This window comes from Desulfovibrio litoralis DSM 11393, from assembly GCF_900143255.1.
Lineage (GTDB): Bacteria > Desulfobacterota > Desulfovibrionia > Desulfovibrionales > Desulfovibrionaceae > Frigididesulfovibrio_A > Frigididesulfovibrio_A litoralis.
Genome location: NZ_FRDI01000009.1, coordinates 68,429 through 93,316, shown reverse-complemented (window position 1 = coordinate 93,316; position 24,888 = coordinate 68,429). Strand labels below are relative to the sequence as shown.

The following is a 24,888-nucleotide window of genomic DNA, read 5'->3' as shown; positions in this document are numbered from 1 at the left end:
AAAGACGAAGGACTTGCACGCAATGGTATATTTTTTATGCTTCTCCAAAAACTATCCTTGATACGCAGTTGCTTGCTGCCACAATGCGGGCAAACAGCCTGTCCCATCCAAGAAACTTGTAATACCACGGGTTTGGCGGAAACAACATTTTCTATTGTAAATTCTGGCAAACCGATTAGAATTCTTTCCACAGGGCGATCTCCTTTCTTTGGTCGGAATCGCGTTTTGCCCTGTTAGGCATACCGCTTTATGGCAGTATGTCTTTTTTATTAGATTTTTTCTACCTGCCCCCGTCTTTGAGGGAGAGCCAGTATAAGATAAAAAATTCACCCCAAAACATGATCACAGCACATCAATTTACTTAAATGGCATTTCAATACAATATAGTGCAATAACATAAAGTATTAATTTAAAAAACCAAATTACATCACCAGTTATTATTTTATTGGCATTATTCTTGTGTTCTAAGCTCGTTTCTTCATCTGTTTCTTCTGGAACTTCATACCCCGGGGCGAGAGTTTGAAATAAAATACCTATTCTGGTTACTAAAACCGCTAAGATAAAATAACCCATCATCAAATTGAAAGTTACCCAAAACATTCCCCCACCGCTAGGCTTTAATTGAGTAACCGCCACATTAATATTACTAAAGCCTAAAGTAACCATAGTGGACGCTGAAAACGCTAACATTTGAAAGAAGTTTGGTGATGCTAACTTCGTACTACCAATAGATAACATCTCAGGGAAAAGCGTATAAATACACGCAAAAAATACAATCATATCAAAGCCAAACAGTAAAATACGCTTACTGCTAAAGCCATAATCAGTCAGCCACCAAAAAAATCGAGTCAAAAACGACTTAGGGTTAAGCTTAGCCCACCACGTTTCGCCATACCACTTTGTCCAGTGTATCTCTCTAATATTTCGCTCTAATAAAGCCCGCCTACCTGGGTCTATAATTACGGAACTAAGGCTGGTTGAGCTAAAATTTGTTTTTCTGTCAATATCACAATAGCTAAAAGCAGTAACATTATCAAAAGTAGTGGAGTCGAAGCAGGTGTTTTGTAATTGTGTTAGGATAAATTCTGTTCCTTGTAATCTGGCACCAGTAAATTTACTTTCTTGGCATTGTGACATCGAAAATTTTGCACCTTGGCAGTCAGCATAGGTAAAATTTGTTTCTTGCAAATTGGCTTCTAATAATCTTGCCCCCTGACAATTGGCTCCAAAAAACTTTGCCCTTAGACAATCTGTGTTACTAAAATTTGCTCCTTGGCACTCAGTATCTTCAAAGCTTGTCGCTTGGCATTTAGCATCTCTAAAATCTGCCTTTTGGCAATTTGCTTTCCAAAAATTTGCATGTTGGCATTTAGCATCAGTAAATTGTGTCTCTTGACATTTGGTAAATTGAAAATTTGTGTGCTGGCATCCAGTATCCCAAAATATTGCCCCTTGACATTGGGCTCTAAAGAATCGTACCCACTGGCACTCAGCATTTTCAAAGTTTGCCTTTTGGCATTTAGCATCTTCAAAATTTGCCAGTTGCAACTCTGCATAGCTAAAACTTGCCCCTCGCAAGAAAAAACCCTTTAAATTCGCACCTTGTAAAACAATTGCTTCGTCAGGATTCTCTTCTCTCCAATTATTCCACTCTGTAAGATCTTGGATGTCAGAGCATTTTTTTAACAGCCGATATTGCTCAATATTACAACGCATATTCTGTTCAATAAAATATGCGTTTTTTTCTTCTTCCGTTATCATAGCGACACCTTGGGCTTAAATATATAAAAAAACCACACCCCCCCCTACTTTTTGCGTCTTTCCGTAATACTTTCGCCGCCCAAGCCATAGTTGTCCATATCTATCTCTTCAATAATCACAACCGTGCTTGCCGGATTTTTATTTAAAACCCGCACCATTACTTCCGTAACACCTTTAATAAGTTCGGCTTTTTGTTCTTTAGACGGGGCTTCGCTTCCGCCGGTGAGTTTTATGTTGATAAATGGCATGTTTTACTCCTTGTTTTACAAATATAATTTTGTTTTTCTGATAATAACAAAAAAGACGGCGTAAATCTATATTTACAACCGTCTAAACTTTAACGCAAAACTATAATAAATTATACAAAAATCTCGAAGCTTTAAAACTTAAACCTCGCAAAAAACTAAATAAAGCCCCTTGCAAAATAGTCTTAAATATTTTTGTCTTGTAAAAAAGAATTTAACGAGGCTCTATCGGGAATTCCCGCTCTTCCGCCGGCTTTTGTACATTTAAGAGCCGCCGTTGCCGCCGCAAACCTAATAATCTCTTGTGCCGACATACCCTCGGCGATTCCCACGGCAAAAGCCCCGTGAAACACATCGCCCGCACCTGTTGTATCTACAATATCCACTCTGAATGCGGGATAAGCGTTGATCTGATTGTTTTCAATCCACAAACAACCTCGATGCCCCAAAGTAACATAATGCGTTGAATTTGGTGCAAGTTTTGCCGCAAGATGCAACCCGACTTCCAACTCTTTTACTCCGCTATATTGTTTAAGCCCGCCCTCTGAAAAAACAACATGGCGAGCTAACGGAACAAGACGTTGCAAAGCCTCGACATCAGGACAGAGATCAGCGTCTAACACAGTAGGAACATTATGTTTTTTTGCTTCTTCAAGTACGGCTTCCGCTCCCTTGAGCCAACGTACATCAGCCAAAACACAATCAAAATCTTTTACTTGTTCAAGCGGTAAACCATCGGCGTTTTTCGGCAAATTAGGGTCAACATAACCGATAATCATTCGCTCGCCTTTTTTATCAACAACAACAGAAGCAAAAGAAGAACACACGCCCTTTAAACGCTCAAGACCCGTCATATCAACGCCAAAACCTTGAAGCTCGGAAACTATACGGTCGCCGATTGAGTCTTCGCCTATCCTACTCCAAAGTCTGGCATAACAACCAAGTTTAACGATTGTTACAGCGGCAGTCGCAGCCGGTCCGCCCCCTGCTTCCAAAAAACTTTCAGCAAAAAACTTTCCCGCTCTGTGTGGCATGGAATTCATAAAAAAGAGCTGATCTAAAACCGCATTTCCAATACACAATATTTTCTTTTGTCTCATTGATATAAGTCTTCAATAAATTATTGATAAGTTAATAAAAAACCAAGACAAATCAAGCCGTTTTCTTGAAATTCAAGATTAAAAACATTTTGATTTCGGCAACCTTAGTAAATTAAGACTATTACATTTACGCCCTATTTGACGCATTACAAAGCTTAATTCGATCAATCGCATAAGCCTCGGCACTATTCATTCCACTTTGGAATAAAGGAAGCATGTCAATAGTTTTATCTTTTGCCAATTCTTTCTCAATTCCGTTTACAAACGCCATTTTTAAAGCCGTATTAATATTAATTTTACGCAAACCGCAAGGAATAGCACGCTTAATATCAGCATCAACAACACCGCTTCCACCGTGTAAAACAAGCGGAACTTTTCCAGCCGTATAGATTTTTTTGATCAATTCAACATCTAAAGTGGCGTCTTGTGAACGCATACTGTGAGAAGAACCCACAGAAACCGCCAACAAATCAACTTTTGTTTTTTCAGCAAATTCAAGAGCTTGCTCTATATCTGTCAAAGGAGTTTTGCCAATTGCATCAGCTCCGTGTGGCACCATTCCTATTTCGCCCTCTGCATCAGCACCCTTATCATGAGCCATTTTTACAACTTCTGAGGTGAGTCTTACGTTTTCGGCATACTCCAAAGAAGAACCGTCAAACATTACGGAACTAAAACCACAATCAAGAGCCGCTTTCACCAAATTAATATCTTTAGCATGATCAAGGTGTAAGGCAACAGAAGCGGAACTTTCTTTTACCATTACTTTAATCAACTCACTTAAAGCCGCCAAAGAACCAAGGTGGGAAATAGAAGAAGGGCCAACCGCAATAATTACAGGAGCCTTTTCCGCCTCAGCCGCTTTAATTACCGCACGCACAAGCTCGGCATTATGTGTATTAAAATGAGGCAAAGCCCAATCAGTTTTTTCAGATTTAGCAAATAAATTTTTAATCGTATGTAATTTCATAACAGCAACCTCGCTCGGTTAAAAAGAGTTAAAATGTTTATTAAGCAAAAAACATTACATTTTTATAAATAAAAAAATACAACATATACAGCAAGTTAATTCAGAGGAAACAAGCTCTAACATGAAATAGTTACATAAAATACAATTAATTGTCATAAAAGATTGACTTAGATTTTAGTGTAGCATATTATCAGAAAAAGTACAATTTAGTATAATTACATTATTGTATAATTATACTAAATCAAAAAATGCTGATTGACAACACCTTTTTAAGTAGGAGGGATAAATGTGGAAAAGAACCTTAAAATATCTTGATAATATGGAACTCGCCCTATGTGGTGTAATGTTGTTCAGTATTATCGGATTACAGTTTATTCAAGTTATCGCCAGATTTGGATTTGGGCGTTCAATAGGTTGGGCGGAAGAATTATCGCGTTTTGCCTTACTCGCTCTTGTTTATATCTCGGCGGCTATTGGTGCAAGATACAATACTCATATACGGGTTAGTGCCCATCTTAAAAAACTTCCGTATTCAATACGCCTTGCTTGTGCAACGTTATCTTCGCTCATTTGGCTGGCGTTTAATCTTGTTGTTATTTATTATTGCATTGAATATATTCAGATGATGGCAAGAAGACCACAAATTTCCGGTGCTTTGTTAATTGATTTGCGTTGGATTTTTGCAATTATTCCTCTGGGTTTTGCCCTGCAAAGTATCCGCATTATACAGCTTTGGGTAATTATGATAAAAGACAGGGATTTTTCTCCACTATTTCATGCAGGAGATGACTAATGGATATTACAGTTCTTATTTGGATTGCACTTTTCTTTCTTTTGTTTATCGGTGTGCCTATTTTCGTTGCAATAGGTGCGGCTACTGTTTTTGTTTTGTTTTTTAGTTCAACGCCGATGTCTATTATTCCTCTTGATTTATATAAAATAACGGAAATGTTTCCCCTTTTGGCTGTTCCTGCTTTTATTTTAGCCGGTTCTCTAATGGAAAAAGGAAACATAGCGGGACAAATAGTAGAATTTTGTGAAATGCTGGTCGGTCGTATGATGGGCGGGTTAGGCATTGTTACTATTTTAGGCTGTATGTTTTTTGCCGCTATTATTGGTTCCGGGCCGGGTACTGTTGCGGCGATGGGAAGCCTTATGATACCTTCTATGATACGCCGTGGTTATTCTATTGATTATGCCTCCGGGGTTTGTGCTACGGGTGGTACTTTAGGAATTCTTATTCCACCGAGTAACCCGATGATTTTATATGGTGTTATTGCCAACGTTTCTATCTCAAGCCTCTTTTTAGCAGGTGTTGTTCCGGGTTTGACGGTTGGTTTGGTACTTATGCTAACGGCTTACGCTATTGCAAAAAAGAAAGGCTTTGGCGGTTCAACAAAAAAACATAGCGTAAAAGACGTTATGGTTTGTTTCCGTAAAAACTTTTTTGCCTTAATGACCCCTGTAATTATTCTTGGTGGAATTTATTCGGGAATTTTTACACCGGTTGAGGCTTCTTGTGTTGCCGTATTTTATGCGCTTCTTCTTGGTATTGTAAATAAAGCCTTAGATTGGGAAGGCTTTATTGTTGCCTTGCGTATAACTATTCTCTCGGTTTCTACTATGGTTGTTGTTGTCGGTGTTTCTATGCTTTTCGGACACTTTTTAACTCTTTATCAAGTACCGCAAAAACTTACTGCTTTACTGCTTGGTGTTACCGATAATGCGACCGTTGTTTTATATCTTATTGTAATCTTTCTGTTCTTTTTGGGTATGTTTATGGATACCCTTGCGACAATCGTTATTTTAGCACCAATTCTTATTCCGGTAATTACAAAATTTGGAATTGACCCTATTTTCTTTGGAATAATCTGGGTAATGGCAAATGAAATCGCTTTATTGAGTCCGCCTCTCGGACCAAACCTCTTTATAGTTATGAATATAACAAATATCAGTTTGGAAAGGGCAACCAAGGCAATTATTCCGTTCACCTTGGCTTTAATTATAACCATATTCATGTTTGTAAGTTTTGGACAAGAGCTTGTTCTCTGGCTACCAAACCTTATAGGAAAATAGTCTAAAAAAGGAGAAAACAATGTTTAAGCATGTGAAACGTATTGTAATGGCTATGTTTTTGGCTGCGATTATGATCCAGCCGGCTCAGGCGGAAGTTGTAATGAAGCTTGCACACGGTAACGTGGCAGACCCTTCAGACCCGTATCAAGTTTTGGCTCTTAAATTTAAAGAGTTGGTAGAAGCCTCTGGTGTGGACGTTAAGGTAGAAATCTTCCCCGGTGGACAAATCGGTGCGGAACAAAACGCCTTCCAAGATGTACAAACCAACATTATTCAAGCCACTGTTTTAGCATCAAACAACGTAAGTTCTTTCGCAACTTCGTACAGTGCTTTGGATCTTCCTTTTTTATTTACCAGCAATGAAGAATTTGCCAAGGTGCTTAAAGAAAACGAAGCTGACCTTGTGCGTGTTATGATTGCCGAGAGCGATGTGCGTCCCGTAGCTTGGGGCGTTCAAGGTTTTCGTGTTTTAAGCAACAGCAAAAAACCCGTAAAAACAATTAACGATATTAAAGGCTTAAAAATACGCCTACCTAATAACGCTATTCAATTGGCAACTTTTAGAGCTTGGGGTTCTGATGGTGTTCCTCTTGCTTTTGGCGAATTGTTCAGTGCTTTGCAACAAGGTGTTGTTGACGGGCTTGAAATGACCTATATTTCTTTGGCTTCGTTAAAGTTTTATGAAGTTCAAAAATATGTAACCGATCTGCGTTACAAACTGGCGATTAACCCACTTGTTGTTTCTGAAATGTGGTTTGAAAAACAAAGCCCAAAAGTACAAGAAGCTATTATAAAAGCCGGACGTGAAGCAACTGCTTACGCTATTGCCGAAGCCGCAAAAATGGACGAAGCCGGCAAAAAGATATTGCTTGCTAACGGCATGGTTTTAGACGGTCGCCCAAGCGACGAACAAGTTTGGATAGATAAATCTCGTGCTATTTGGCCCGATTATTACAAACTTATCAAAGACGAAAAACTATTTAACGGAATTCTTAAAACCTTAAATATTAAAAAACCTTAGTCTCTTAACAAGTTAAAATAAAAAATACTGCTTGATTTTATCGGGCAGTATTTTTTTTTATGAACAATAAATAATCAACTTAAGACCATTGAAAAACTCTGTTTTGCGTGCTTTTATCATCGTTTTAGGTTCTGTATGAACATAGTAAAGCGTTTTAAGCCTCAAAAGCCCCCAAATCAACTGACAGGCAAAGTCAGCCGTTGGATTTATTCGTGTTTTTTGGAGTGTCTTCCTAACTAAAGCCACTTAGAGACCATTTCACAATAGTCTCATTTGTTGGCTTTAATTAATTTTAAATTTATAAGCATATTCCTGTGAATTTATTTTACTTATTCGATATTCAACGGGAATTTTGTTAACATCATATGAAATTCGACAAACCATCAACAAAGGTTCGTTTGGTTTTACGTTTAAGCGTTGAATATCAGACTCATCAGGCATAACCGCAATCATTTGTTCTATTGCATGGCTTATACGAATTCCAAACTCTTTTAAATAAAAAGCATAAACGGTATTTGGCAAGGTTTTAAGATTTTTAAGGGTATCCGGCGGAAAGGGGCTTGGCGAAAGATAAAGAGCCTCGTTTAACATAGTCTTTCCATTAAGAATTCTGATTCTTTCGGCAAACATAACGGAATCAGTGGGTTTAATTCTTAATTTTTCAGCAATATGAACAGGCGGAGAGAGTAACTCGGTTTTTAAAGTTTCGGTCGACGGAAAAATTCTTGTGTTATTCTTATCATACAAAAGATAAAATGGAAAAATCGAAGAAGTTTCGTCAATAGGGGCAACAATAGTGCCTTTTCCCTGTGCTCTGACGATATATTTTTCTAAAGTTAATTCTTCCAATCCTTTACGCAAAGTTCCTTGACTTACGCCATATTGTTCTGCCAACACAAATTCATTTGGCAAAAAGGTATGAGGAGGCCATTCTCCGGCAAGGATTCTACTAAGAATATCGTTTTTTACTTGAAGATAAAGAGGAATAAAATTAATTTTTTTCATAATATCTTTTTCTGACCTGCCTGTATATTACAATTGTTTATCAATTAAACAAATATGTAATATATAATATATATTATTAATTTCTCATTTAATCCGATTAAATGACTATGTATATAAAGTCAAGCTTTTAAACTTATTAAACCGATAAAACAACTTAAAATTATACAAATTAAATCAATAATTTATTTTAATATCTTTTAATAAAGACCATTACGAAACTCCATTTTACGTTCTTTTATCATCGTTTTATGCTTTTTAAGCTACAAAACCTAATCCTTTTACATAAAAATTAAATTTTCCCTTTATTTCTGGGATACCTCGAAGCCCACCCCAAGTTTTTTAATGCCCACCGGCAGGCAAAGCCCACCAGTTGCTTTTTATTAATGCGTGCTTTTTGGAGTGTCTTCATAACAAAAGCCACTTAGAAACTACTATGAATACTCTCTAATAAAACAAAGGAAGATACAAAAAGTATCTTCCTTTATAAAACAGAATCATATTTTTTAGTTAATAAACATCATAGGTAAGGCGGGAACATAGGTAATAAGGAACAATACGGCAATCATAATCGCCAAGAAAGGTAAAATCGCAACAGCAAGATCAGATAGCTTTGACTTACTTATAGAACTAGCGACAAAAAGGTTTACTCCAACCGGAGGCGTTACGAATCCAATAGCCAAGTTAACAACCATAATAACCCCAAAGTGAACAGGGTTAACACCAAGTTTTACAACGATAGGCAGTAAAATCGGAGTTAAAATTAATATCGCTGCTAAGGCTTCCATAAAAGTTCCAACAAATAAAAGAAATAGATTTATCATTAACAAAACCAATATCTTATTATTGGTAATACTAAGAATAAGCGTCGCCATAGCATCAGGAACACTTTCAATAGCCATAATATTTCCAAATAAAGTCGCCATGGCAATAAGAATAATAATAGCCGCCGAAGCTGCACCGGCTTCTTGTAAATATTCAAACAGTTTTTTAAATGATAACTCTCTATAAAGAAACATACCGGCAATAAAACCATATAATGAACCTACTGCCGCCGCTTCAGTCGGAGTCATTATTCCGCCGTAAATACCACCAAGCACGATAACCGGAACAAGCAATGCCCATTTTGCTTCCCAAAAAACTCGAATAAATTCTTTAGTATTTTTTTCACGGGCAACCCCAAGCCAACCCTTTTTCTTGGAATAAAAATAAGCGTAGATCATAAGCCCCAAACCTGTGAGAATTCCGGGAATAATACCGCCCATAAAGAGTTTGCCTATAGATTCTTGTGCCGTTACCCCGTAAACAACAAAAGGATTACTCGGAGGAATCATAACCCCTATCGCACCCGCCGCCGCAACAACGCAACTTGCAAAGTATTTATCGTAACCTCGTTCGATCATTGCGGGAATAGTAATCATACCAATCGCCGCAACAGTCGCAGGACCCGAACCGCTGATTGCGGCAAAAAACATACTCGCACCAATACTAACTAAGGCTATTCCCCCCGGTAAACTTCCAAGAAGATAATCGGCAAGGTCAAGAATACGCTTAGAAAGCCCGCCTGCACCCATTAAAACCCCGGCAGTAATAAAAAACGGAATCGCCATAATCGGCATACTGTCTATTGAAGTAAAAGGAATTTGTGCCACATAATCTATAGGCAGGGTATCAGCTCCGACTATAGTTGCTAATGCGGCAAGCCCCAAGCAAATAGCGATTGGAACACCCAAAAACAACATTACCAAAAAATAGCCGAATAAAAGCCAAAGCACATTAATATCTTGAGAAAAAAAGACAGGCACACACAAAAGAACAAAAACCACAACACCTATACAACTATTTATAAAACCCGACTCTATAGCTTGTTTTACAAGATCTTGAAGCAAACGCAAACTCATAAGCCCAAAAGCAAGAGGCAAAACAAAGTAAGGAATATAATAAGGAATACGCAACGCAGCAGTATATTGGTGATATTCCAATTGCATACTCAGATAACTCAAGCTGGTATAAAAAATACATGCCGACATAAGCATAAAGGCTAAATCAACAACTATCCAACTTATACCCTGTACTTTAGGCGAAAGTTTATCATAAATGACGTCAACTCGAATACTGCTTCTTAAACGAATGGTTACGGGAATAGCCATGTATGATGCCCAGATATAAAGGAAGCGAGCTAGTTCCTCTGTCCAAACCGGAACTGTAATCCATGGAATAAATTTTGAAAAAATATAGCGCCCTAAAGATTGATAGACTATAAGCAGGATAGAACCTATAAGCCCTGTAATTATAATAGGTTTTTCAAGATTATTGTTTATATATGAAAAAAATGTATATACTTTTGAATGGTTATCTGTCCTTGTTGAAACTTGAGCCGGCTGCATCACACAAAACTCCTTGTGTAAAGGGTTACAACGCCCTGTCGCAGAGAGAAAACCCAATAGAAAAGAGAGCCGGAAACAAGCTTAAAACGTCTTAAGCCACTCTAAGACTATTGTGTAATAGTCTCTAATATTCCGAAAAACCTTTTCCCGTTTAACTATGCGTGGGTTTTTTTTGGTGGGCATATAAATTAATGCCCACCAATTTACAAGAAAACGATTATGCCGTTATATGGTTTTTATTTTTGAGTAGAAAGTAAAAGCTCTAACGCCTTTGGATCTAACTCTTTTTTAAACTCGTCCCAAACAACTTTGGTTTTGGTTTTAAGCTCTGCTCTTTCTGCATCAGATAAATCATGGAATTTAATTTTGGCATCAAGCATTGCTTTTTTAGAAGTTTCGTCTAAGTTTTCAGAAATTTTACGTTGCCAAGTTAAAGCTTCGGCGGCGGCTTCACGAAGAATCGCTTGTGCTTCCGGAGGAAGGGCATCAAAAGCTTTTTTGTTCATCATAAGAATATGCATACTATAGTTATGCTGTGAATCCATAGCATATTTTAAAACTTCTATGTGCTTTGCGGTAACTAAGTGTTCCCAGTTGTTACCCTCGGCATCAACAGTACCTTGTTGTAAAGCGGTAAAAGTTTCACCCCAAGATACAGGAGCAGGTACCATTCCCAAAGATTTTGCAACAGCAACTTCTATCGGAGAATCCGTAGTACGAACTTTCAAACCTTTCAAATCATTTAAGTTATTTAATGGTTTATTTGTTGAAACATAGTTGCGATATCCGTATTCGCTCCACATAATAGTAGTTAAGCCTATACGATTAGCAACAGTTTCAAAATATTTTCCGAGTTCACCTTTATCTAAAGCATTATAAAGGTTTTGTTGATATTCAGGTGAAGTAATATAAGGCAAATCAAAAACCATATATTCTCTAGCAAAGCTCGCCATATTCGGAGATGAACAAGAAGCCATATCCAAAGTTCCGCGTTGTACGCTTTCAAGGGTTGTGCGGTCGCTTCCTAAAACAGCATTGGGGAAAAGTTTAATTTGAATTTTATCGTTTGATTTTTCTTTAACGAGTTCAACAAATTTTTCATAGCCACGCACCATATTACTTCCATTAGGGCTTGGAGACGCAATACGCAATTTAATTGTTTTTCCTGTATAAGGTTCGGCTGCCATTAATGCACTAGCCGTAAAAAACGATAAAGCCACAACCAAAAAAGAAATCAGTTTTGTTTTCATAATACACCTATACAAATGGTTAAAGGTTAGTATTTTGGATGCACGTATACCGGAAAGTTTCATTCTTGTTGGGGCTTACTTTAGTAATACCCCAGTCGCAGGCTATTGTGTGTTATTTCATGTACTCAAGACATAAAACATAAGAGGTATATTCTTTAAGGAAGATACAAAAGACCTTCCTTAAAGATGAATGTTTAAAAAATATTAATCAATAAAAACCACAATTAAACTAATTAAAAAATTAGTATTTTGGATGCACGTATACCGGAAAATTCCATTTCTTGTTAGGATTTAACTTTGTAAGGCGCCAATCACAGGCTCTAGCGTGTCCTTCCATACCTTCAAGGCGAGAAAGACGAGAGGCGTATTCACTGACGGTGTTGCAGGCTTCAAGTGTTAATGGTTCTTGATAGGTTAAGATTTTTAAGTATTTATGAACGTTTAAACCACCGCTGAAATGTGCGGCTTTTTTGGTTGGTAAAATATGGTTAGGGCCGGCACATTTATCACCGTGTGTAACAGTGCTCATTTCACCCATAAACAAAGAACCGTAAGAAGTTAAATTAGCAAGCCACCAATTTAAGTCGTCGCACAATACTTCTAAGTGTTCCGGGGCGTAAGTGTCGCTTATTTTTATCATTTCTGCTTTATCTTTACAAAGAATTACTTCGCCGTAATCTTCCCAAGATTTTAAAGGAGTAGCAGGATCAGGCATATCGGCAATCAGTTTTGGCATTATTTCTATAACTTTTTCACCTAACTCACGTGAATCAGTAAAGAGCCAAACAGGAGAATTGGTGCCGTGTTCGCCTTGAGATAAAAGGTCAATCGCAACGGTCATTGGGTCGGCGTTTTTGTCTGCTAAAACAGCAATTTCGGAAGGACCGGCAAACAAGTCAATTCCACAAACACCTTCACCCGCCAAAATTGCTTTACATTCAGCAACATAAGCGTTTCCGGGACCTGTGATAATATTGGCTTTTCTTCCTGTAAAAAGACCATAAGCCATGGTTGCAACCGCTTGCACGCCACCCATTTCCAAAATAATATCAGCGCCGGCAATATCCATTGCGTAACAGACAGAAGCGTCTATGCTATCGCCACGAGGAGGAGTGGCGGCAACAACGAATGGAACGCCGGCAACTTTAGCAGTAACAATACTCATCAAAGCTGAGCAAGTATGTGCAAAACGTCCACCGGGAATATAACAGCCGGCAACGTCCATAGGAACGACTTTTTGTCCGGCACGCACACCCGCAGGAGTAACAATATCAAAATCTTTAATGCTGTCTCTTTGTGCTTGGGCAAAAGCTAAAACTTGCTCATAAGCAAAACGAATATCTTTTTTTTGCTCTTCGCTAACCTTTGCAATCAGTTTAGCTTTTTTCTCAGGAGAAAGGACAAAATCCTGATCCCATTTATCAAACTTTTTAGCAATCTGACGTACAGCTTCTTCGCCATTAGCACGAATATCTGCCAAAATTTCTTCTACAACTTTACGAGCCGTGTTACTAAACTCTTCGGCTGAAGTGCCTGCTTTTTTTAAATATTCCATTTTCTTTTTCCTAAAAAACTTTTAAAGGTTAATAATCATTGACATAACCACCTATAATAAAAAGTCTTTTTAAAGACTTTACAAATCATTTTTTAGAGAACGTTTATTAGGCTTTGAGATAATACTCTCGCTTAAGTCTTATATAAGATATATAATACAAGATTGTCAAGCATATTTGTGAAAACTTTCTCGAAGTATAAAAAAATAAAAAAAATCATGACCGAAACAGTAAATAAATCCTGTTAAATCGGTCATGATCAGAGACTATTTAATAACAATCTCGTAATAGTTTCGCAATAATCTCCCAATAATCTCATAGTGGCTTTCGTTAGAAAAACACTCCAAAAACAAAATTAAAGCTGTGAACTTATCGTTTTAAATTTTAACATAAAAGCTGTTTTGCTTTTTTAGAAATCTATTTGGAAGCAATATTTTTTAAAAGTGCCTTTATGTCTTTATTTGTTGCATAATCATAAGGTGTTTTATCAAAATTATTGCTATATATTTTTGCTCCATGTTTGAAAAGCAACTCAACCAGAGCTTTGTTATTCTGTAATGCCGCAAGGTGCAAGGGGGTAGAAAGCCCTCTATCTAATGTCGCATTAGGGTCAGCACCATTTTGTATGAGTCTTTCGGCAAAAGCGAGATTGTTTGTCACTATTGCTGCGTGTAGTGGTGTACCATTTGTAGCCCATACATCCCACCCCTCATCATAAGACCCAGTCCATGCTTTATTTCCACGACTATCAGACCAGATGTGACTTTTAAACTCAAGGTCGGGCTTTCCTTGCATTAAAAGTTCAAACATCTTCGTATCGTTATAAAGTACAGCCCCAATCACATAAGAAGTAATAAACTTTTTTTTGTTGCTATCAGTAACCATAAAGCCTTCTTTGTTAAGATTCGCACCGGCTTTTATAAGAGTAGAGGCTATATCATACTGATCCATTTTAAAAGCTACTCCAAGTGGAGTTTCACCCTTATCACTCGCTTTATCAATTGGAGCACCACAGGCGAGCAGGGCTTTTACGGTTTTTTCATCTTTTGATGCAATCGCCATATGCAAAGGGGTTACGCCTGACCTTACGACATCAATATCCATGCCTTTTGCCAGTGCTTCTTTAATAGTTTTTTCATCACAACCCTTTTCACAGACGTTAAACAAAGTGGGTTCATCTTTGCCTGCTACTTTTAAAAAAGCGATTTCGTCTTTTGCTTTATCCAAAAAATTCTTATGTAAGAAGTCATAAGGGATTTTTCCATCTTTATTTTGAATTTTAGGGTCTGCACCAAGCTCTTTTAAGATAGGAAGATTTTTTGTAAACATCGCAATTTGTTGCTCATCATAATAGTCCGACCTATCTCTTGATGCAATAACAAATAGCATAAGTGGTGTATTACCGTCTTTATCTCGTGCATTAATATCTACCCCTGCCTTAATAAACAGTTCAAGGTCTGGCTTTGAAAGTACCCTTGCGTTGCTTAAAGAGTGTAAAGGATTTCTACCTTTGTTATCAGTCGCTTTAATGTCTGCTCCGTTAGCAAGCAAAAACTTAACTGCCTTTTGACGTTCTGTTACGCCTTTTTTATAATCGTCATCTGCTTCAAAGCGAGTGCGTGGAATATCAGAGCTTTTTGCAATCATTAAAAAAGGCGTATTACCGTCTTTATCTCGTGCATTAATATCCGCCCCCGCATCAATTAATAACTTTCCGCAGGTCGGAAGCTCTACACTTCGCCACTCGGTGAGGTCATGCAAGGGAGTGTTTCCAAACTCATCTTGAACTTTAGCGAGTTCCTTCTTTTTATCAAGTGCAAGCAAGGCTTTAATTACTTTAGCATTACCATTAAAAGCTGCCTTGTGGATTGCCAGCTCTCCTGTGTCATCTGTTGCGTATATATCAGCTCCATTCTTCAAAAAAAGATTGGTCAGTGTGTCTGTTGGAGTTTCGCCTTGGTATTTTCCTTGGCTGTCAAAATCAATTGCCGCAAACAACAGAGGTTCAGTGCTTCCCATTTTGCGTACAGTTATGTTTATGTTGTTCCCACCTTTGATAAGGCGTTCAACAACCTTTGCACTCGGCTTAATTTTATTGGGGTTAAGCGTTCCACCATCAAAGCGAGAAAAATACAGCTCTATAAGATTGTATTTATCTGAAATTTTAGCATATTGTTTAGCATAATCAGGGTTAGCATCAAGCAGAGCCAAAAGAACAGCTTCATCAGGCACATAATATGAGCCTGTTTCTTGGTCTACCGCCCCACTAATGGCTACCACAAACGGGTTTAACTCCTTTGTATCAGTCAGGTAATAATCAGGCTTCCCTTTTGCCAATTCTTTAATAATGGCTGCCGCATTCGGATTGACTAAAATAGCAAGGTGCAAGGCCGTGCGTTTATTTAAGTTGCCTTGGGCGTTGATATTAACGCCTTCTTTGATAAGCAGGGCAATAACACGTTCATCTTTATTAAAAGTGGCGGCATCATGCAGGCAAGTTGTTTGTCCTCTGTCAGCATCAGGGATTTTAGGGTCTGCTCCTTCAGCTATAGCTTTTTTAACTTCGTCCAGAGTACCTGATGCACAAATTTTATAAAAACCTTCGGGGTGCAGTTTTTTTACGCCCGCTTGTTCCATGCGTTCACGTTCCATTTGGTTATAAACAGCTTCATATAAAATGGCTTCGGCGGCTTCACCCTTAAAAGCGAAAGCGTTATTGGAAAATAATAACACAAATAAAATACCAAGAGATAAAATACGCATTTGGGACTCCCAAAAAGTTTTTTTAGTTGATTTTTATGTCATCAACAGACAAGATTACAATCTGATCAAATTTAAAGGCTTCATATTCGCCCTTATCGTTAAAATCTAAACCATGACTAACTAAAAGCACAAGGCGAGTGGAATCAGGCGACCAAGCATGTTCAAGGATACGTCCGCTTTGGGGTTTCCAATCAAGTATTACCTCTCCATTTGTGGAATAAATTTTTATCTGTTTATCATCTTCGTTAATACTGGCGATATATTCACAATTTGGGCTTGAAAAACCATATTGCTTGGGATTAAAGCGAGATTCAACTTTGTTTAAAGTTTGCCATTTTTCATCATAAACTTCTAATTGATTTGAACATATTCTAAAGTCGACGTCTTGTCTCTCTTTAAGTTCGCCCCAACTATATAAAATCTTTTCACTCGGAACTTCAATAAGTTCAGCCGCATAAGCATCAGCAAGATAAACACCCTCTGTTAAAGGGCGACGACGCAAGATTATATTGCTTCCATTATATCCTGCAAATTTGTTTACGAGGTGATAAAGCTTATGTTCTTGTCTGGGTTCATATAAAACCTTTTGTTGTTTGGTTTTAAGGTCAACCATACCAAGCCCGATATTACCGCCATAATCACCATTTACTCCATCAGATAAAGCAAAAATTACCGTATTGTTCTCGCCATTTTGAGGTTGTGATAAATAACCAAAACTGGGGCGTGCTATTGTTTCATTCTTTAATGTGTCATAAGAGCGAATTTCATTCCCTGCCATTGTAGCGGCTAACATACGAAAACCGGAAATAGGCTTGACTTGATGTGCATAAAAAATCTCGGTTTGATTTTTTGAAAAAATCGGATCCCAACCATAATCAATCATTTGTTTACTTTTGTCTTTAATCCCTATTAAGGTAATTTCGGGATCTGCAAAACGTGAGTTTTTCTTGACTTCATCATCAAATTTCTTTAATTCGGCGTCCGACAACATTTCTGCCTCATGTCCATCGGGCAAATGACGCTTACGCACCAGTGTCAAAAATTTATTATCATTAGATAATTGCGGAGCATAAAGCTCATATCCGTCTTCATAATAAGACCAAATAACAGGGTCTGATTTTTTTGTTTCAGCACAAGCCAAAGAAGAAAAAAATAAACAAAAAAGAATGCAAAACATAGTGCAAGATAGGTTTTTCATTGTAATGCTCCTAAATATTTTAGTTATTAAGTAGTTATAGTGCAAATATTATAATTTTAATAAATCATTTTAAATTTTAACTTAAGCCTTCATCAACGCTTTATGTAAAATCTGCAAAAAAGATAAGCCATTACGTTCATCAGGTTCAAGATGGCAACCCTCACCCCATTCGTTCCACGCATTAATAAAAAAATATTGAGCATTTTCAGGAACTTTCTCTTTAGTATATTTAATGGTGTTTTCCAAGAAAAAGAGAAAAGCCCCAAGCGAGGTGTTTTCAAATAAGACGCCCCCACCTTTATATCTTGGCGAATTATCCCATGACGGAAATACACAACGAAAGCGAGTATAATCAGGAACGGCTTTTTGCAACATATTAGCAACAGTTGCAGGATAATCAAAGACACGAGGTTTTTGTTCCGGCGGGGAAATTAAGTGGGTCATACGCCAATCCGGTGCAAACTCCAAAGCCGCATCAAAGCCATATTCTTGAGGTGAAACATCATGAGATAAAGCTTCGACCGCCACCAAATATAAATCGGCAAAACCCAAAGCTCTTGCCTCTCGTCGCCAAATTTCGGCATAACGTTGACAGTCTTCAACCAATTCGGGGCGGTATACAAGCAACATGGGTTTATTATCAACGCAAATATAGCGTTCATGGGTTAGATATGGCGTAATATCTTGTATAAATCTTACGGCGTGGGCTTCTGAATATTCTTGGGCAATAAGAACTTTTTTATCCATACCGTACCAAACCCGAGTCCAATTTTCGTTTGCCCAACACAAACAAAAACGGTTTTTAATCTCTTTACGCGAGATAATAGAACGCAAAGGTTTTTCCAACAAAGTTTTTCCGTTAAAATTATAATAATAATAACAAAAATTTTTAACCCCATAACGATAAGCGAGTTGATGTTGGCGTATTAAAAAGGCTTCGTCTGAAAGATCGTAATAACCGATTGACTTATGAGGAATATGCGGTTGATAGTGGCCGTTATATGACGGCTTTGCCTCTTTTACATTGACCCATTCCGTAAATCCCTTTCCCCACCAAAGATTATTTTCTTCTATTTCATGAAATTGTGGCAAGTATATGGCTATCGGTTCTACCATTAACACGCTCCTTAAAAGGTATTTACATTTCTCTTATTACAATAATAAAAATTTTTCACATTAAATCTCGGGCTTTCCAATCAGATTCATAGATACAATATTTAAAAATATTACATATAATAAAAAAGGATAGCAAACAATTAGTTTTAGCGACATTGTTTTTTTATTTATCAAACGAAAAATAAAAAAGATAACCCCACAATACAAGGTTACAAAGAGGTGGATTACAATCAAGCGAACTGTAATAGAATTAAACGAAAAGTTAATATCATTCAATACAATAAAAAAAAGCGGCAAGCACAATGCTGCTAAAGCCAAGATTAAACTGGCACTACGTTCGCCATATTTTTGCACATCTTTTTTGAGGAATTTTATTAAAACGAAGCTAAAGATCAAGCTTATGAGATAAGGAATAACTGTTATAGAAGAATAGAGAATATATTCAAATAGATCAAAGAAAAAACCTAAACGCATTCCGTCTTTAGATTGCAGAGGGGGCAAGGCAAAAAAGAACAAGACACACATTATGAATATTTTCAAAAGATTAAACTTAAGAGCCACTTTAAAACTTTTCGTAATATTCACATAAAAAAACATAGAAAAAAGACCGACAACAACAATAACAGAAGCCACTAACCCCACTAGCCCTTCAACGTCTGACATTTTAAAACCCCACTGTCTGTTTATAGCTTTCTATATTTAGACTATTGAACAAGAGTCTCAGAGCAGCTTTCGTCAGAAAGACACTCTTTTTTACAGAAAAATTAACTTTCCCTTTGACTTGGCTATAAGCAAACAATGCTTACTGTTTTTTTATGTTTTTGCCGTCCATGGCATTATTGTCTTTTAAGATTCTCGCATCATTTGCACTAATGACGTTAACTTGAATTGTCGCCGCCCTATCAAAAACACGATAAAAAACAAAAGTAAAAGGAATGCTGGTATTTGGCAAGACTACGGAATTATTTTCCAAAATAGTGGCTGTGCTGTTAAGATATGCCTCAAGGTCTTTTTCGTCCATGACTGAAAGTTGAAACATAGTGGCCGTTGTTCCGGCAAATTGCTCTTTTTTGGCAAGGACTCTACCTTCGGCATCAAGCAAAGAGGCAACTAAACGAATATCGCTTTTGGGCATGGGAAAGTTGTTGGTTACTGTTCCGGTAACAACAAAAATCTTACCCTTGACGGTTGATGATGCCGCTCCTGAATTTCCGATTTTAGTCTGAGGCGGTACATTTTTTTCGTTGGCAACTACAAATTGATGTTCTATTTTTACCTCAAATAACTTGAGACGTTCTCTTTGTTCGGCGAGGGCCGCTTCATAAGCAGCTCGTTGTTGTTCTCTATACCAAAAATATCCGCCAATCCCGATACACACGATTAAAATCATGGCAAAAGCCCCGATTTTTCCCCAAGGAATTTCTTTCTTTTGAGCTAAAGGGGGAATAGGCTCTGCATTTTGACTTGGCGGTTGATAGTCATTTTTTGTAGAAAGTTTGGTATTACCCTTTGAACCTGCCGCAGGCTCTCCGTAAATCAACGGAGCTTCTTCTTCGTTGAGATCAAAATCTAAATCATTAGCAGACTTCCTGTTCGCTCGTGTATTTTCTGCTTCCAGATTTTGGGCACTCATTTTAAAGGCACGATTTGCCAAACGCTCACTGGCTTTTTGTTGCTCCAGCATTTCACTTTGCTGTTCCGGAGCGTGAAGAATAGGTGGGTTCTTTTTTGAAGAATTAGGATCTATCTCATCAAAAAGGTCTCCAAAATCCGTACCGCTATCGTCTACAAGATGGGAAAAAGGGTCATCAGCCATAGTACTTGGCTTTTGAGGCGGAGTAACTTCCTGATTTTTCGGTTGATTGACTAAAGCATCAAGCTCATTATCATCAATCACATTATTCTGGGCTGAACTTTGGGTTGGGCTTGGAGTTGAGTTTTGGGCGGAAACAGGTTGGTTAGGGCTTTTTGATTCACCAAAAAGGTCATCGAGTTCATTGTCTAACTCGTCAATCGCACTACCTGTAGGTTGTTTTTGTTCTATCTCTTTTTCAGAATTAGTTTGATCAGAAACAGGAACTTGGGGTTCTTTAGAATTGTCCTCACCAAAAAGTAGGTCTTCTAAGTTGTTATCCGCTTGTTTTTTAGGCGGCGGCGTATTATAATCAGGTTCAATAGAAAAAACTTCGGAACATACAGAACAACGAGCTTTAGCCCCAGGGCGAACCTGTTCGTCCGGTAATTTATATTTAGTTGAACAATTTGGACAAGCTACAATCATCTGTCTACCCGAAACTATATTTTATAAAGGTTTAGTTTGATAATTTGAGGTCATAAATCGCCGGAAGGTGGCGATATTTTTCGGCATAATCAAGACCATAGCCAACAAGAAAACCGTTTGCCTTATCAAAACCAACAAAGTCAACTTTAACTTCGTTTTCTCTGCGTTCTGTTTTACTGATTAAAGCAACCAGTTTTAAACTTTTGGGGTTACGCACTTCCAGTTGTTTTAACAAAAAGTTCATGCTTAATCCACTATCAACAATATCTTCGACTATTAAAACATGCTTATCTTGAATATCGATTTCTAAATCTTTAATAAAATTTACATGACCCGAAGAACTTGTACTTTTTCCGTAACTGGCAATACGCACAAAATCTAACTCAATGTTACCTTCAAGGTGGCGAACCAAATCGGCAAAAAACAAAACTGCCCCTCGTAATACACAAACAACAAGCAGTTGTTCGTTTGCCTTTAACGCCTCACGATAATATTCGTTAATATTTTTTGCAAGCTCATTTATGCGTTCGTCAATTTGTTCTTTTGAAAAAACTACACTTAAGCTGTCTTTACTATTTTGCATATCGGTTCTTTTATCTGGTTTCTTTAGTTAATGTTTAGATTTTTTTAAGACAAATGTTTTTGTTTTGTCTTAAAAAGTGCCTTAGTTTAAAGATTAAAAATCATTGCAGTTTCATCGCATTCCGGAAACTTTGGACAATGTATGCAATCTGCCCATATTTTTTGAGGTAATTGATCTTTGGTAATTTCTTTAAAATTTAATTTGTTAAAAAAGTCTACTTGATAAGTCAAAGTAAAAACTCTTTTTAATTCAAACTCTTTTGCTTCTTTTATACAATGTTCAACAAGTTTTCGCCCCAAACCCAGTTTTTGATAAGACTCATCAACGACTAAAGAGCGAACTTCCGCACTATCTGACCAAGTAATAGAAAGTGCAACGCAGGCAATAATCGGTTTATCGGCTTCTGTTTCAACAACAACAAACTCTCTTAAATGATGATATAACTGGTTTAACGGGCGTGCCAAAAGTTTTCCTCTGGCGGCTGATTCCATCAATAAGGCATGTATTTGTTTTACATCTTTTATTTTTGCTTTACGCAATATAAAGTTTGAAGAATTTATTTCTTCTTTATTGACCAAGATATTTCTCCACCAAGCTGTTTAACTCTTGTTCAGACATCATTCCTTCATGGTCTTTAACCAATTTTCCGCTTTTATCAAAGATCAAAAGGCGTGGAATAGCGTAAAGATTCCATTTTTCGGATAAGTCGTTTTGAGCAAGAAAAATAGGATATTTCGCCCCTAATTTTTGCATAAACGGTAAAACTTCTTCCGTCTCTTCATCAACAGACAGGGCAATAACTTTAAGTTTGTTTGCCGGATGTTTAGCAAAAAGTCTTTGTAAAACCGGTATTTCCGCTTTACACGGAGGACACCAAGTAGCAAAAAAGTTTACCAAAACCACTTGACCCTTTGAGTTTGCCAAAGCTTCGTCAAATTGTGCCAAGCTCATTGATTCCGGTTCAGCGGCAAAAGACTTTGTATAACTCATCAAACTTATACTCAAGATACTCATAAAAACAAAAAAGACTGTTAGGCTCAATTTATGAACACGTTGCATGTTGCACCCCGAATGATTTTTAGGTTAATTTTTTATATTTAATAATTTTTGTGCCAAGCGAACAGCATCAACCGCATCGGTAGAGTAGCCGTCAGCTCCTATGCTTTTGGCAAAGTGTTCGGTTACAACGGCTCCACCAATCATAACTTTAATAGATAATGCTTCTTTTTGCAAGAGGTCTATGGTTTCTTGCATACGCACCATCGTTGTTGTCATCAGAGCCGACAACCCGATTATTGCCGCATTTTCTTCTTTGGCTCTTTCAACTATGGTTTTGGCTTTAACATCTTTACCCAAGTCTATAACATCAAAACCGTGGTTACTAAGCATTAATTGCACGATATTTTTTCCTATATCATGAATATCGCCCTCAACCGTGGCAATAACTATGCGTGGGCGTGCTTGATGTGCACTTTCTTTTTCAAGCAAAGGTTTAACCTTAGCAAAACCGGCTTGCATTGCCTCTGCGGAACGGAGCAGTTGTGGCAAGAAATATTCTTTCTTTTCATATTTTCTGCCAACTTCGGTAATTGCCGGAATCAGTTTTTGATTGACCAGAACATATGGTTCTATTCCGCTTTTAAGCTCTTCTTCCAAAAATCTGAGAGTGGCTTCTTTATCACCTTTAACAACAGCCTCAAAAATATTTTGCGGGCCGACTTTAGGCGACTTTAAGTTATCATTTCCGAGATTAAGCGTATTATTTTCCGCTGTCCATGCACTGTAACGCTCGATAAACCTCTCTGCTTGCGGGTCTTTATGAAGCAAAAGGTCTGTTCCGGCTATAACTTCTCTAATTCTCGAACTGCTCGGATTAGCGATACAGGCACTTGAACCGGCACCGGCCGCCAAGGTTAAAAAGCTTGAATTAATTAACTCTCTGGCGGGTAAGCCAAACGAAATATTTGAAAGCCCCATCAGCGTTGGCAATTTTAAAGTTTGAGAACAATAACGCACAAATTCCAAACAACTTTTGGCGGCTTCGGGTTTTGATGAAACCGCTAAAACAAGGGCATCAACAATAATCAACTCTTTCGGGATACCGAGTTTTTCGGCATTCTTCAAAAAGTCTTCAAGAATATTAATACGTTCTTTGGCTGTCTCAGGCAGTTTACGCCCTTTCAACGGTAAAAAGATAAAAGGGGCTCCCAAGTCTCGACATAAAGGACCAAGACGTTCGAGTTTACCCTCTTCAGCACTAATAGAGTTGATTAAAGGAGAAGCGGGATAAAGCTTAAGAGCGGCTTCTATTGCCGAAATATTTGAGCTATCTATACATAACGGAGTATTAAATTGCGAAGAAAGCCTTTGTACCAAAGAGGGCAAAAGATGGGTTTCGTCTACCTGAGGTGCCCCAACGTTGACATCAAGCACTTTTGAATCTGCTTGTATCTGTTCTTCGGCATATTTTATTGCTTGAGTAAATTCGCCCGCCTGAAGTTCAGCCGTCAGTTGTTTTTTGCCTGTGGGGTTTATGCGTTCGCCAACACAAACAAAGGGTAAATCTAAACCAACCTGAACTAAATTAGTCCGAGAAGTTAAAGAAATACGCCCTTCAACTTTTTGACGCGGAATAAGCGGAATTTCTTTAGCGGCGTTGTATAAGGCGGCGATATGTGCCGGAGTTGTTCCGCAACAACCACCGAGTATTTCCGCACCAAGTACGCCAAACTCTTTGGTTAAATCGGCAAACTCTTCGGGAGTCAGGTTAAAAACGGTTTTCCCGTCAACAAGTTCGGGTAAACCCGCATTAGGTTGAATTATAACCGGAACTGTCGAATTTGCAATCACACTCGTTGCAACATTATAGATTTCTTTTGGTCCGGCACTACAGTTTGTACCTAAAAAATCTACGCCCATGTTACACATAGTAGCAACAAAAACTTCCGGAGTTGAACCCGTTAAAGATCTATTCCCTTCAAAGGTCATGGTTACACCGATTGGAATTGAATCTTGAAGGCTCATACCCATATCTTGACACAAAGTACGAGCGGCAAAAATAGCGGCTCTTGCTTCGCTTATATCAATTTGGGTTTGGATCATCAAACAATCTGCTCCGCCTTCGATTAAACCTCTGGTCTGTTCCCGAAAAACATCAACGAGTTCTTCAAAACTTAAATCACCAAGCGGTTTAAGAAAGTGTCCTGTTGGTCCTATATTCCCGGCAACAACAAGTTTGCGACCGCTACGAGAAAATTCTTCATCTGCAACTTCTCTCGCCAAGGACGTAAGGCGTTTATTAACTTCAACAACATTTGTTCCGGCAGGTAATTTTAAACGGTTCCCGCCAAAGGTATTTGTAGTTAAAAAGTCCGCTCCGGCTCTGGCGTATTCTCGGTGTATTTGTTTTAATATTTCGGGATTTTCCAAACAAAAAAGTTCAGGCCCCGCCCCCGGAGGCAGACCCCGACTTTGAAGCATAGTTCCCATAGCACCATCAAAAAAGAGGCGTTTTCCGCTTTTTAAAATTTCTCTGAGTATTCGCAAGATAAGCTCCGTAATTTATTGTTAGAAATAAGTTAA

At 37.8% G+C, this 24,888-nt stretch carries 21 protein-coding genes; 3 read left to right on the top strand and 18 right to left on the bottom strand.

What is annotated here, in order from left to right; all coding sequences use genetic code 11:
- From BT999_RS09290 to BT999_RS09270, 5 genes are all read right to left on the bottom strand, one after another.
- On the bottom strand, positions 1 to 191 hold a 191-nt coding region (locus BT999_RS09290), incomplete at its 3' end, for a hypothetical protein (RefSeq protein WP_425429662.1).
- A 166-nt stretch (positions 192 to 357) separates the two neighbouring features.
- The gene (locus BT999_RS09285; protein WP_072697510.1) at positions 358 to 1,761 is read right to left on the bottom strand and encodes a pentapeptide repeat-containing protein; all 1,404 of its coding nucleotides are present in this window, start codon (positions 1,759 to 1,761) and stop codon (positions 358 to 360) included.
- 44 nt (positions 1,762 to 1,805) lie between these two features.
- Complete coding sequence (locus tag BT999_RS09280) at positions 1,806 to 2,009, bottom strand: tautomerase family protein (protein ID WP_072697509.1); 204 nt, start codon at positions 2,007 to 2,009, stop codon at positions 1,806 to 1,808.
- Positions 2,010 to 2,191: 182 nt separating this feature from the next.
- Positions 2,192 to 3,106: a PfkB family carbohydrate kinase gene (locus BT999_RS09275; RefSeq protein ID WP_072697508.1), complete on the bottom strand. Its 915-nt coding sequence runs from the start codon at positions 3,104 to 3,106 to the stop codon at positions 2,192 to 2,194.
- 127 nt (positions 3,107 to 3,233) lie between these two features.
- Entirely contained in the window at positions 3,234 to 4,076 is an 843-nt protein-coding gene (locus tag BT999_RS09270) for a class II fructose-bisphosphate aldolase (protein WP_072697507.1), read from the bottom strand.
- Between the two features lie 286 nt (positions 4,077 to 4,362).
- Between BT999_RS09270 and BT999_RS09265 the strand changes: the two genes are divergently transcribed.
- The 3 genes from BT999_RS09265 to BT999_RS09255 are packed head-to-tail and all read left to right on the top strand — an operon-like array spanning position 4,363 to position 7,173.
- On the top strand, positions 4,363 to 4,869 hold the full coding sequence (locus BT999_RS09265) for a TRAP transporter small permease (RefSeq protein WP_072697506.1): 507 nt from the start codon (positions 4,363 to 4,365) through the stop codon (positions 4,867 to 4,869).
- On the top strand, positions 4,869 to 6,152 hold the full coding sequence (locus BT999_RS09260; RefSeq protein ID WP_072697505.1) for a TRAP transporter large permease: 1,284 nt from the start codon (positions 4,869 to 4,871) through the stop codon (positions 6,150 to 6,152). The genes BT999_RS09265 and BT999_RS09260 overlap by 1 nt, the downstream gene beginning before the upstream one ends.
- Positions 6,153 to 6,171: 19 nt before the next feature.
- Entirely contained in the window at positions 6,172 to 7,173 is a 1,002-nt protein-coding gene (locus tag BT999_RS09255) for a TRAP transporter substrate-binding protein (protein ID WP_072697504.1), read from the top strand.
- A 282-nt stretch (positions 7,174 to 7,455) separates the two neighbouring features.
- Here the strand turns inward: BT999_RS09255 and BT999_RS09250 are convergent, their stop codons facing one another.
- The 13 genes from BT999_RS09250 to BT999_RS09190 all read right to left on the bottom strand — a co-directional run bounded on the left by BT999_RS09250 (position 7,456) and on the right by BT999_RS09190 (position 24,852).
- Entirely contained in the window at positions 7,456 to 8,178 is a 723-nt protein-coding gene (locus BT999_RS09250; RefSeq protein ID WP_072697503.1) for a GntR family transcriptional regulator, read from the bottom strand.
- Between the two features lie 503 nt (positions 8,179 to 8,681).
- Positions 8,682 to 10,562, bottom strand: a complete 1,881-nt coding sequence (locus tag BT999_RS09245; protein ID WP_084650674.1) for a TRAP transporter large permease — start codon at positions 10,560 to 10,562, stop codon at positions 8,682 to 8,684.
- 236 nt (positions 10,563 to 10,798) lie between these two features.
- The gene (locus BT999_RS09240; protein ID WP_072697502.1) at positions 10,799 to 11,812 is read right to left on the bottom strand and encodes a TRAP transporter substrate-binding protein; all 1,014 of its coding nucleotides are present in this window, start codon (positions 11,810 to 11,812) and stop codon (positions 10,799 to 10,801) included.
- A gap of 241 nt (positions 11,813 to 12,053) precedes the next feature.
- On the bottom strand, positions 12,054 to 13,367 hold the full coding sequence (gene hisD, locus BT999_RS09235) for a histidinol dehydrogenase (protein WP_072697501.1): 1,314 nt from the start codon (positions 13,365 to 13,367) through the stop codon (positions 12,054 to 12,056).
- Positions 13,368 to 13,782: 415 nt separating this feature from the next.
- Complete coding sequence (locus tag BT999_RS09230) at positions 13,783 to 16,128, bottom strand: ankyrin repeat domain-containing protein (protein ID WP_072697500.1); 2,346 nt, start codon at positions 16,126 to 16,128, stop codon at positions 13,783 to 13,785.
- Positions 16,129 to 16,150: 22 nt separating this feature from the next.
- Positions 16,151 to 17,326 carry a hypothetical protein gene (locus BT999_RS09225; RefSeq protein WP_072697499.1) on the bottom strand — a complete coding sequence of 392 codons (1,176 nt, stop codon included), beginning with the start codon at positions 17,324 to 17,326 and terminating at the stop codon, positions 16,151 to 16,153.
- Positions 17,327 to 17,407: 81 nt separating this feature from the next.
- The gene (locus BT999_RS09220; RefSeq protein WP_072697498.1) at positions 17,408 to 18,442 is read right to left on the bottom strand and encodes a glycosyltransferase WbsX family protein; all 1,035 of its coding nucleotides are present in this window, start codon (positions 18,440 to 18,442) and stop codon (positions 17,408 to 17,410) included.
- A gap of 60 nt (positions 18,443 to 18,502) precedes the next feature.
- A complete protein-coding gene (locus tag BT999_RS09215) occupies positions 18,503 to 19,105 on the bottom strand; it encodes a hypothetical protein (protein WP_072697497.1) in 603 nt (200 codons plus the stop codon).
- Between the two features lie 139 nt (positions 19,106 to 19,244).
- Positions 19,245 to 20,723, bottom strand: a complete 1,479-nt coding sequence (locus BT999_RS12540; RefSeq protein ID WP_072697496.1) for a DUF3426 domain-containing protein — start codon at positions 20,721 to 20,723, stop codon at positions 19,245 to 19,247.
- Between the two features lie 31 nt (positions 20,724 to 20,754).
- A complete protein-coding gene (gene hpt, locus BT999_RS09205; RefSeq protein ID WP_072697495.1) occupies positions 20,755 to 21,306 on the bottom strand; it encodes a hypoxanthine phosphoribosyltransferase in 552 nt (183 codons plus the stop codon).
- A gap of 86 nt (positions 21,307 to 21,392) precedes the next feature.
- Complete coding sequence (locus BT999_RS09200; RefSeq protein ID WP_281246537.1) at positions 21,393 to 21,884, bottom strand: N-acetyltransferase; 492 nt, start codon at positions 21,882 to 21,884, stop codon at positions 21,393 to 21,395.
- Positions 21,874 to 22,365 carry a TlpA family protein disulfide reductase gene (locus BT999_RS09195; RefSeq protein WP_072697494.1) on the bottom strand — a complete coding sequence of 164 codons (492 nt, stop codon included), beginning with the start codon at positions 22,363 to 22,365 and terminating at the stop codon, positions 21,874 to 21,876. The genes BT999_RS09200 and BT999_RS09195 overlap by 11 nt, the downstream gene beginning before the upstream one ends.
- Positions 22,366 to 22,389: 24 nt before the next feature.
- Positions 22,390 to 24,852 (bottom strand): homocysteine S-methyltransferase family protein, encoded by a 2,463-nt coding sequence (locus BT999_RS09190; RefSeq protein ID WP_143145536.1) that lies wholly within the window; start codon positions 24,850 to 24,852, stop codon positions 22,390 to 22,392.
- Between the last annotated feature and the right edge of the window lie 36 nt (positions 24,853 to 24,888).

What these genes read in the sequence shown, in the direction of transcription:
- BT999_RS12540 (WP_072697496.1), bottom strand. Translation starts at nt 20,723, where the DNA reads ATGATTGTAGCTTGTCCAAATTGTTCAACTAAATATAAATTACCGGAC.
- BT999_RS09230 (WP_072697500.1), bottom strand. Translation starts at nt 16,128, where the DNA reads ATGCGTATTTTATCTCTTGGTATTTTATTTGTGTTATTATTTTCCAAT.
- BT999_RS09250 (WP_072697503.1), bottom strand. Translation starts at nt 8,178, where the DNA reads ATGAAAAAAATTAATTTTATTCCTCTTTATCTTCAAGTAAAAAACGAT.
- BT999_RS09225 (WP_072697499.1), bottom strand. Translation starts at nt 17,326, where the DNA reads ATGAAAAACCTATCTTGCACTATGTTTTGCATTCTTTTTTGTTTATTT.
- hpt (WP_072697495.1), bottom strand. Translation starts at nt 21,306, where the DNA reads ATGCAAAATAGTAAAGACAGCTTAAGTGTAGTTTTTTCAAAAGAACAA.
- BT999_RS09255 (WP_072697504.1), top strand. Translation starts at nt 6,172, where the DNA reads ATGTTTAAGCATGTGAAACGTATTGTAATGGCTATGTTTTTGGCTGCG.
- hisD (WP_072697501.1), bottom strand. Translation starts at nt 13,367, where the DNA reads ATGGAATATTTAAAAAAAGCAGGCACTTCAGCCGAAGAGTTTAGTAAC.
- BT999_RS09215 (WP_072697497.1), bottom strand. Translation starts at nt 19,105, where the DNA reads ATGTCAGACGTTGAAGGGCTAGTGGGGTTAGTGGCTTCTGTTATTGTT.
- BT999_RS09260 (WP_072697505.1), top strand. Translation starts at nt 4,869, where the DNA reads ATGGATATTACAGTTCTTATTTGGATTGCACTTTTCTTTCTTTTGTTT.
- BT999_RS09285 (WP_072697510.1), bottom strand. Translation starts at nt 1,761, where the DNA reads ATGATAACGGAAGAAGAAAAAAACGCATATTTTATTGAACAGAATATG.
- BT999_RS09280 (WP_072697509.1), bottom strand. Translation starts at nt 2,009, where the DNA reads ATGCCATTTATCAACATAAAACTCACCGGCGGAAGCGAAGCCCCGTCT.
- BT999_RS09195 (WP_072697494.1), bottom strand. Translation starts at nt 22,365, where the DNA reads ATGCAACGTGTTCATAAATTGAGCCTAACAGTCTTTTTTGTTTTTATG.
- BT999_RS09220 (WP_072697498.1), bottom strand. Translation starts at nt 18,442, where the DNA reads ATGGTAGAACCGATAGCCATATACTTGCCACAATTTCATGAAATAGAA.
- BT999_RS09270 (WP_072697507.1), bottom strand. Translation starts at nt 4,076, where the DNA reads ATGAAATTACATACGATTAAAAATTTATTTGCTAAATCTGAAAAAACT.
- BT999_RS09245 (WP_084650674.1), bottom strand. Translation starts at nt 10,562, where the DNA reads ATGCAGCCGGCTCAAGTTTCAACAAGGACAGATAACCATTCAAAAGTA.
- BT999_RS09275 (WP_072697508.1), bottom strand. Translation starts at nt 3,106, where the DNA reads ATGAGACAAAAGAAAATATTGTGTATTGGAAATGCGGTTTTAGATCAG.
- BT999_RS09265 (WP_072697506.1), top strand. Translation starts at nt 4,363, where the DNA reads ATGTGGAAAAGAACCTTAAAATATCTTGATAATATGGAACTCGCCCTA.
- BT999_RS09240 (WP_072697502.1), bottom strand. Translation starts at nt 11,812, where the DNA reads ATGAAAACAAAACTGATTTCTTTTTTGGTTGTGGCTTTATCGTTTTTT.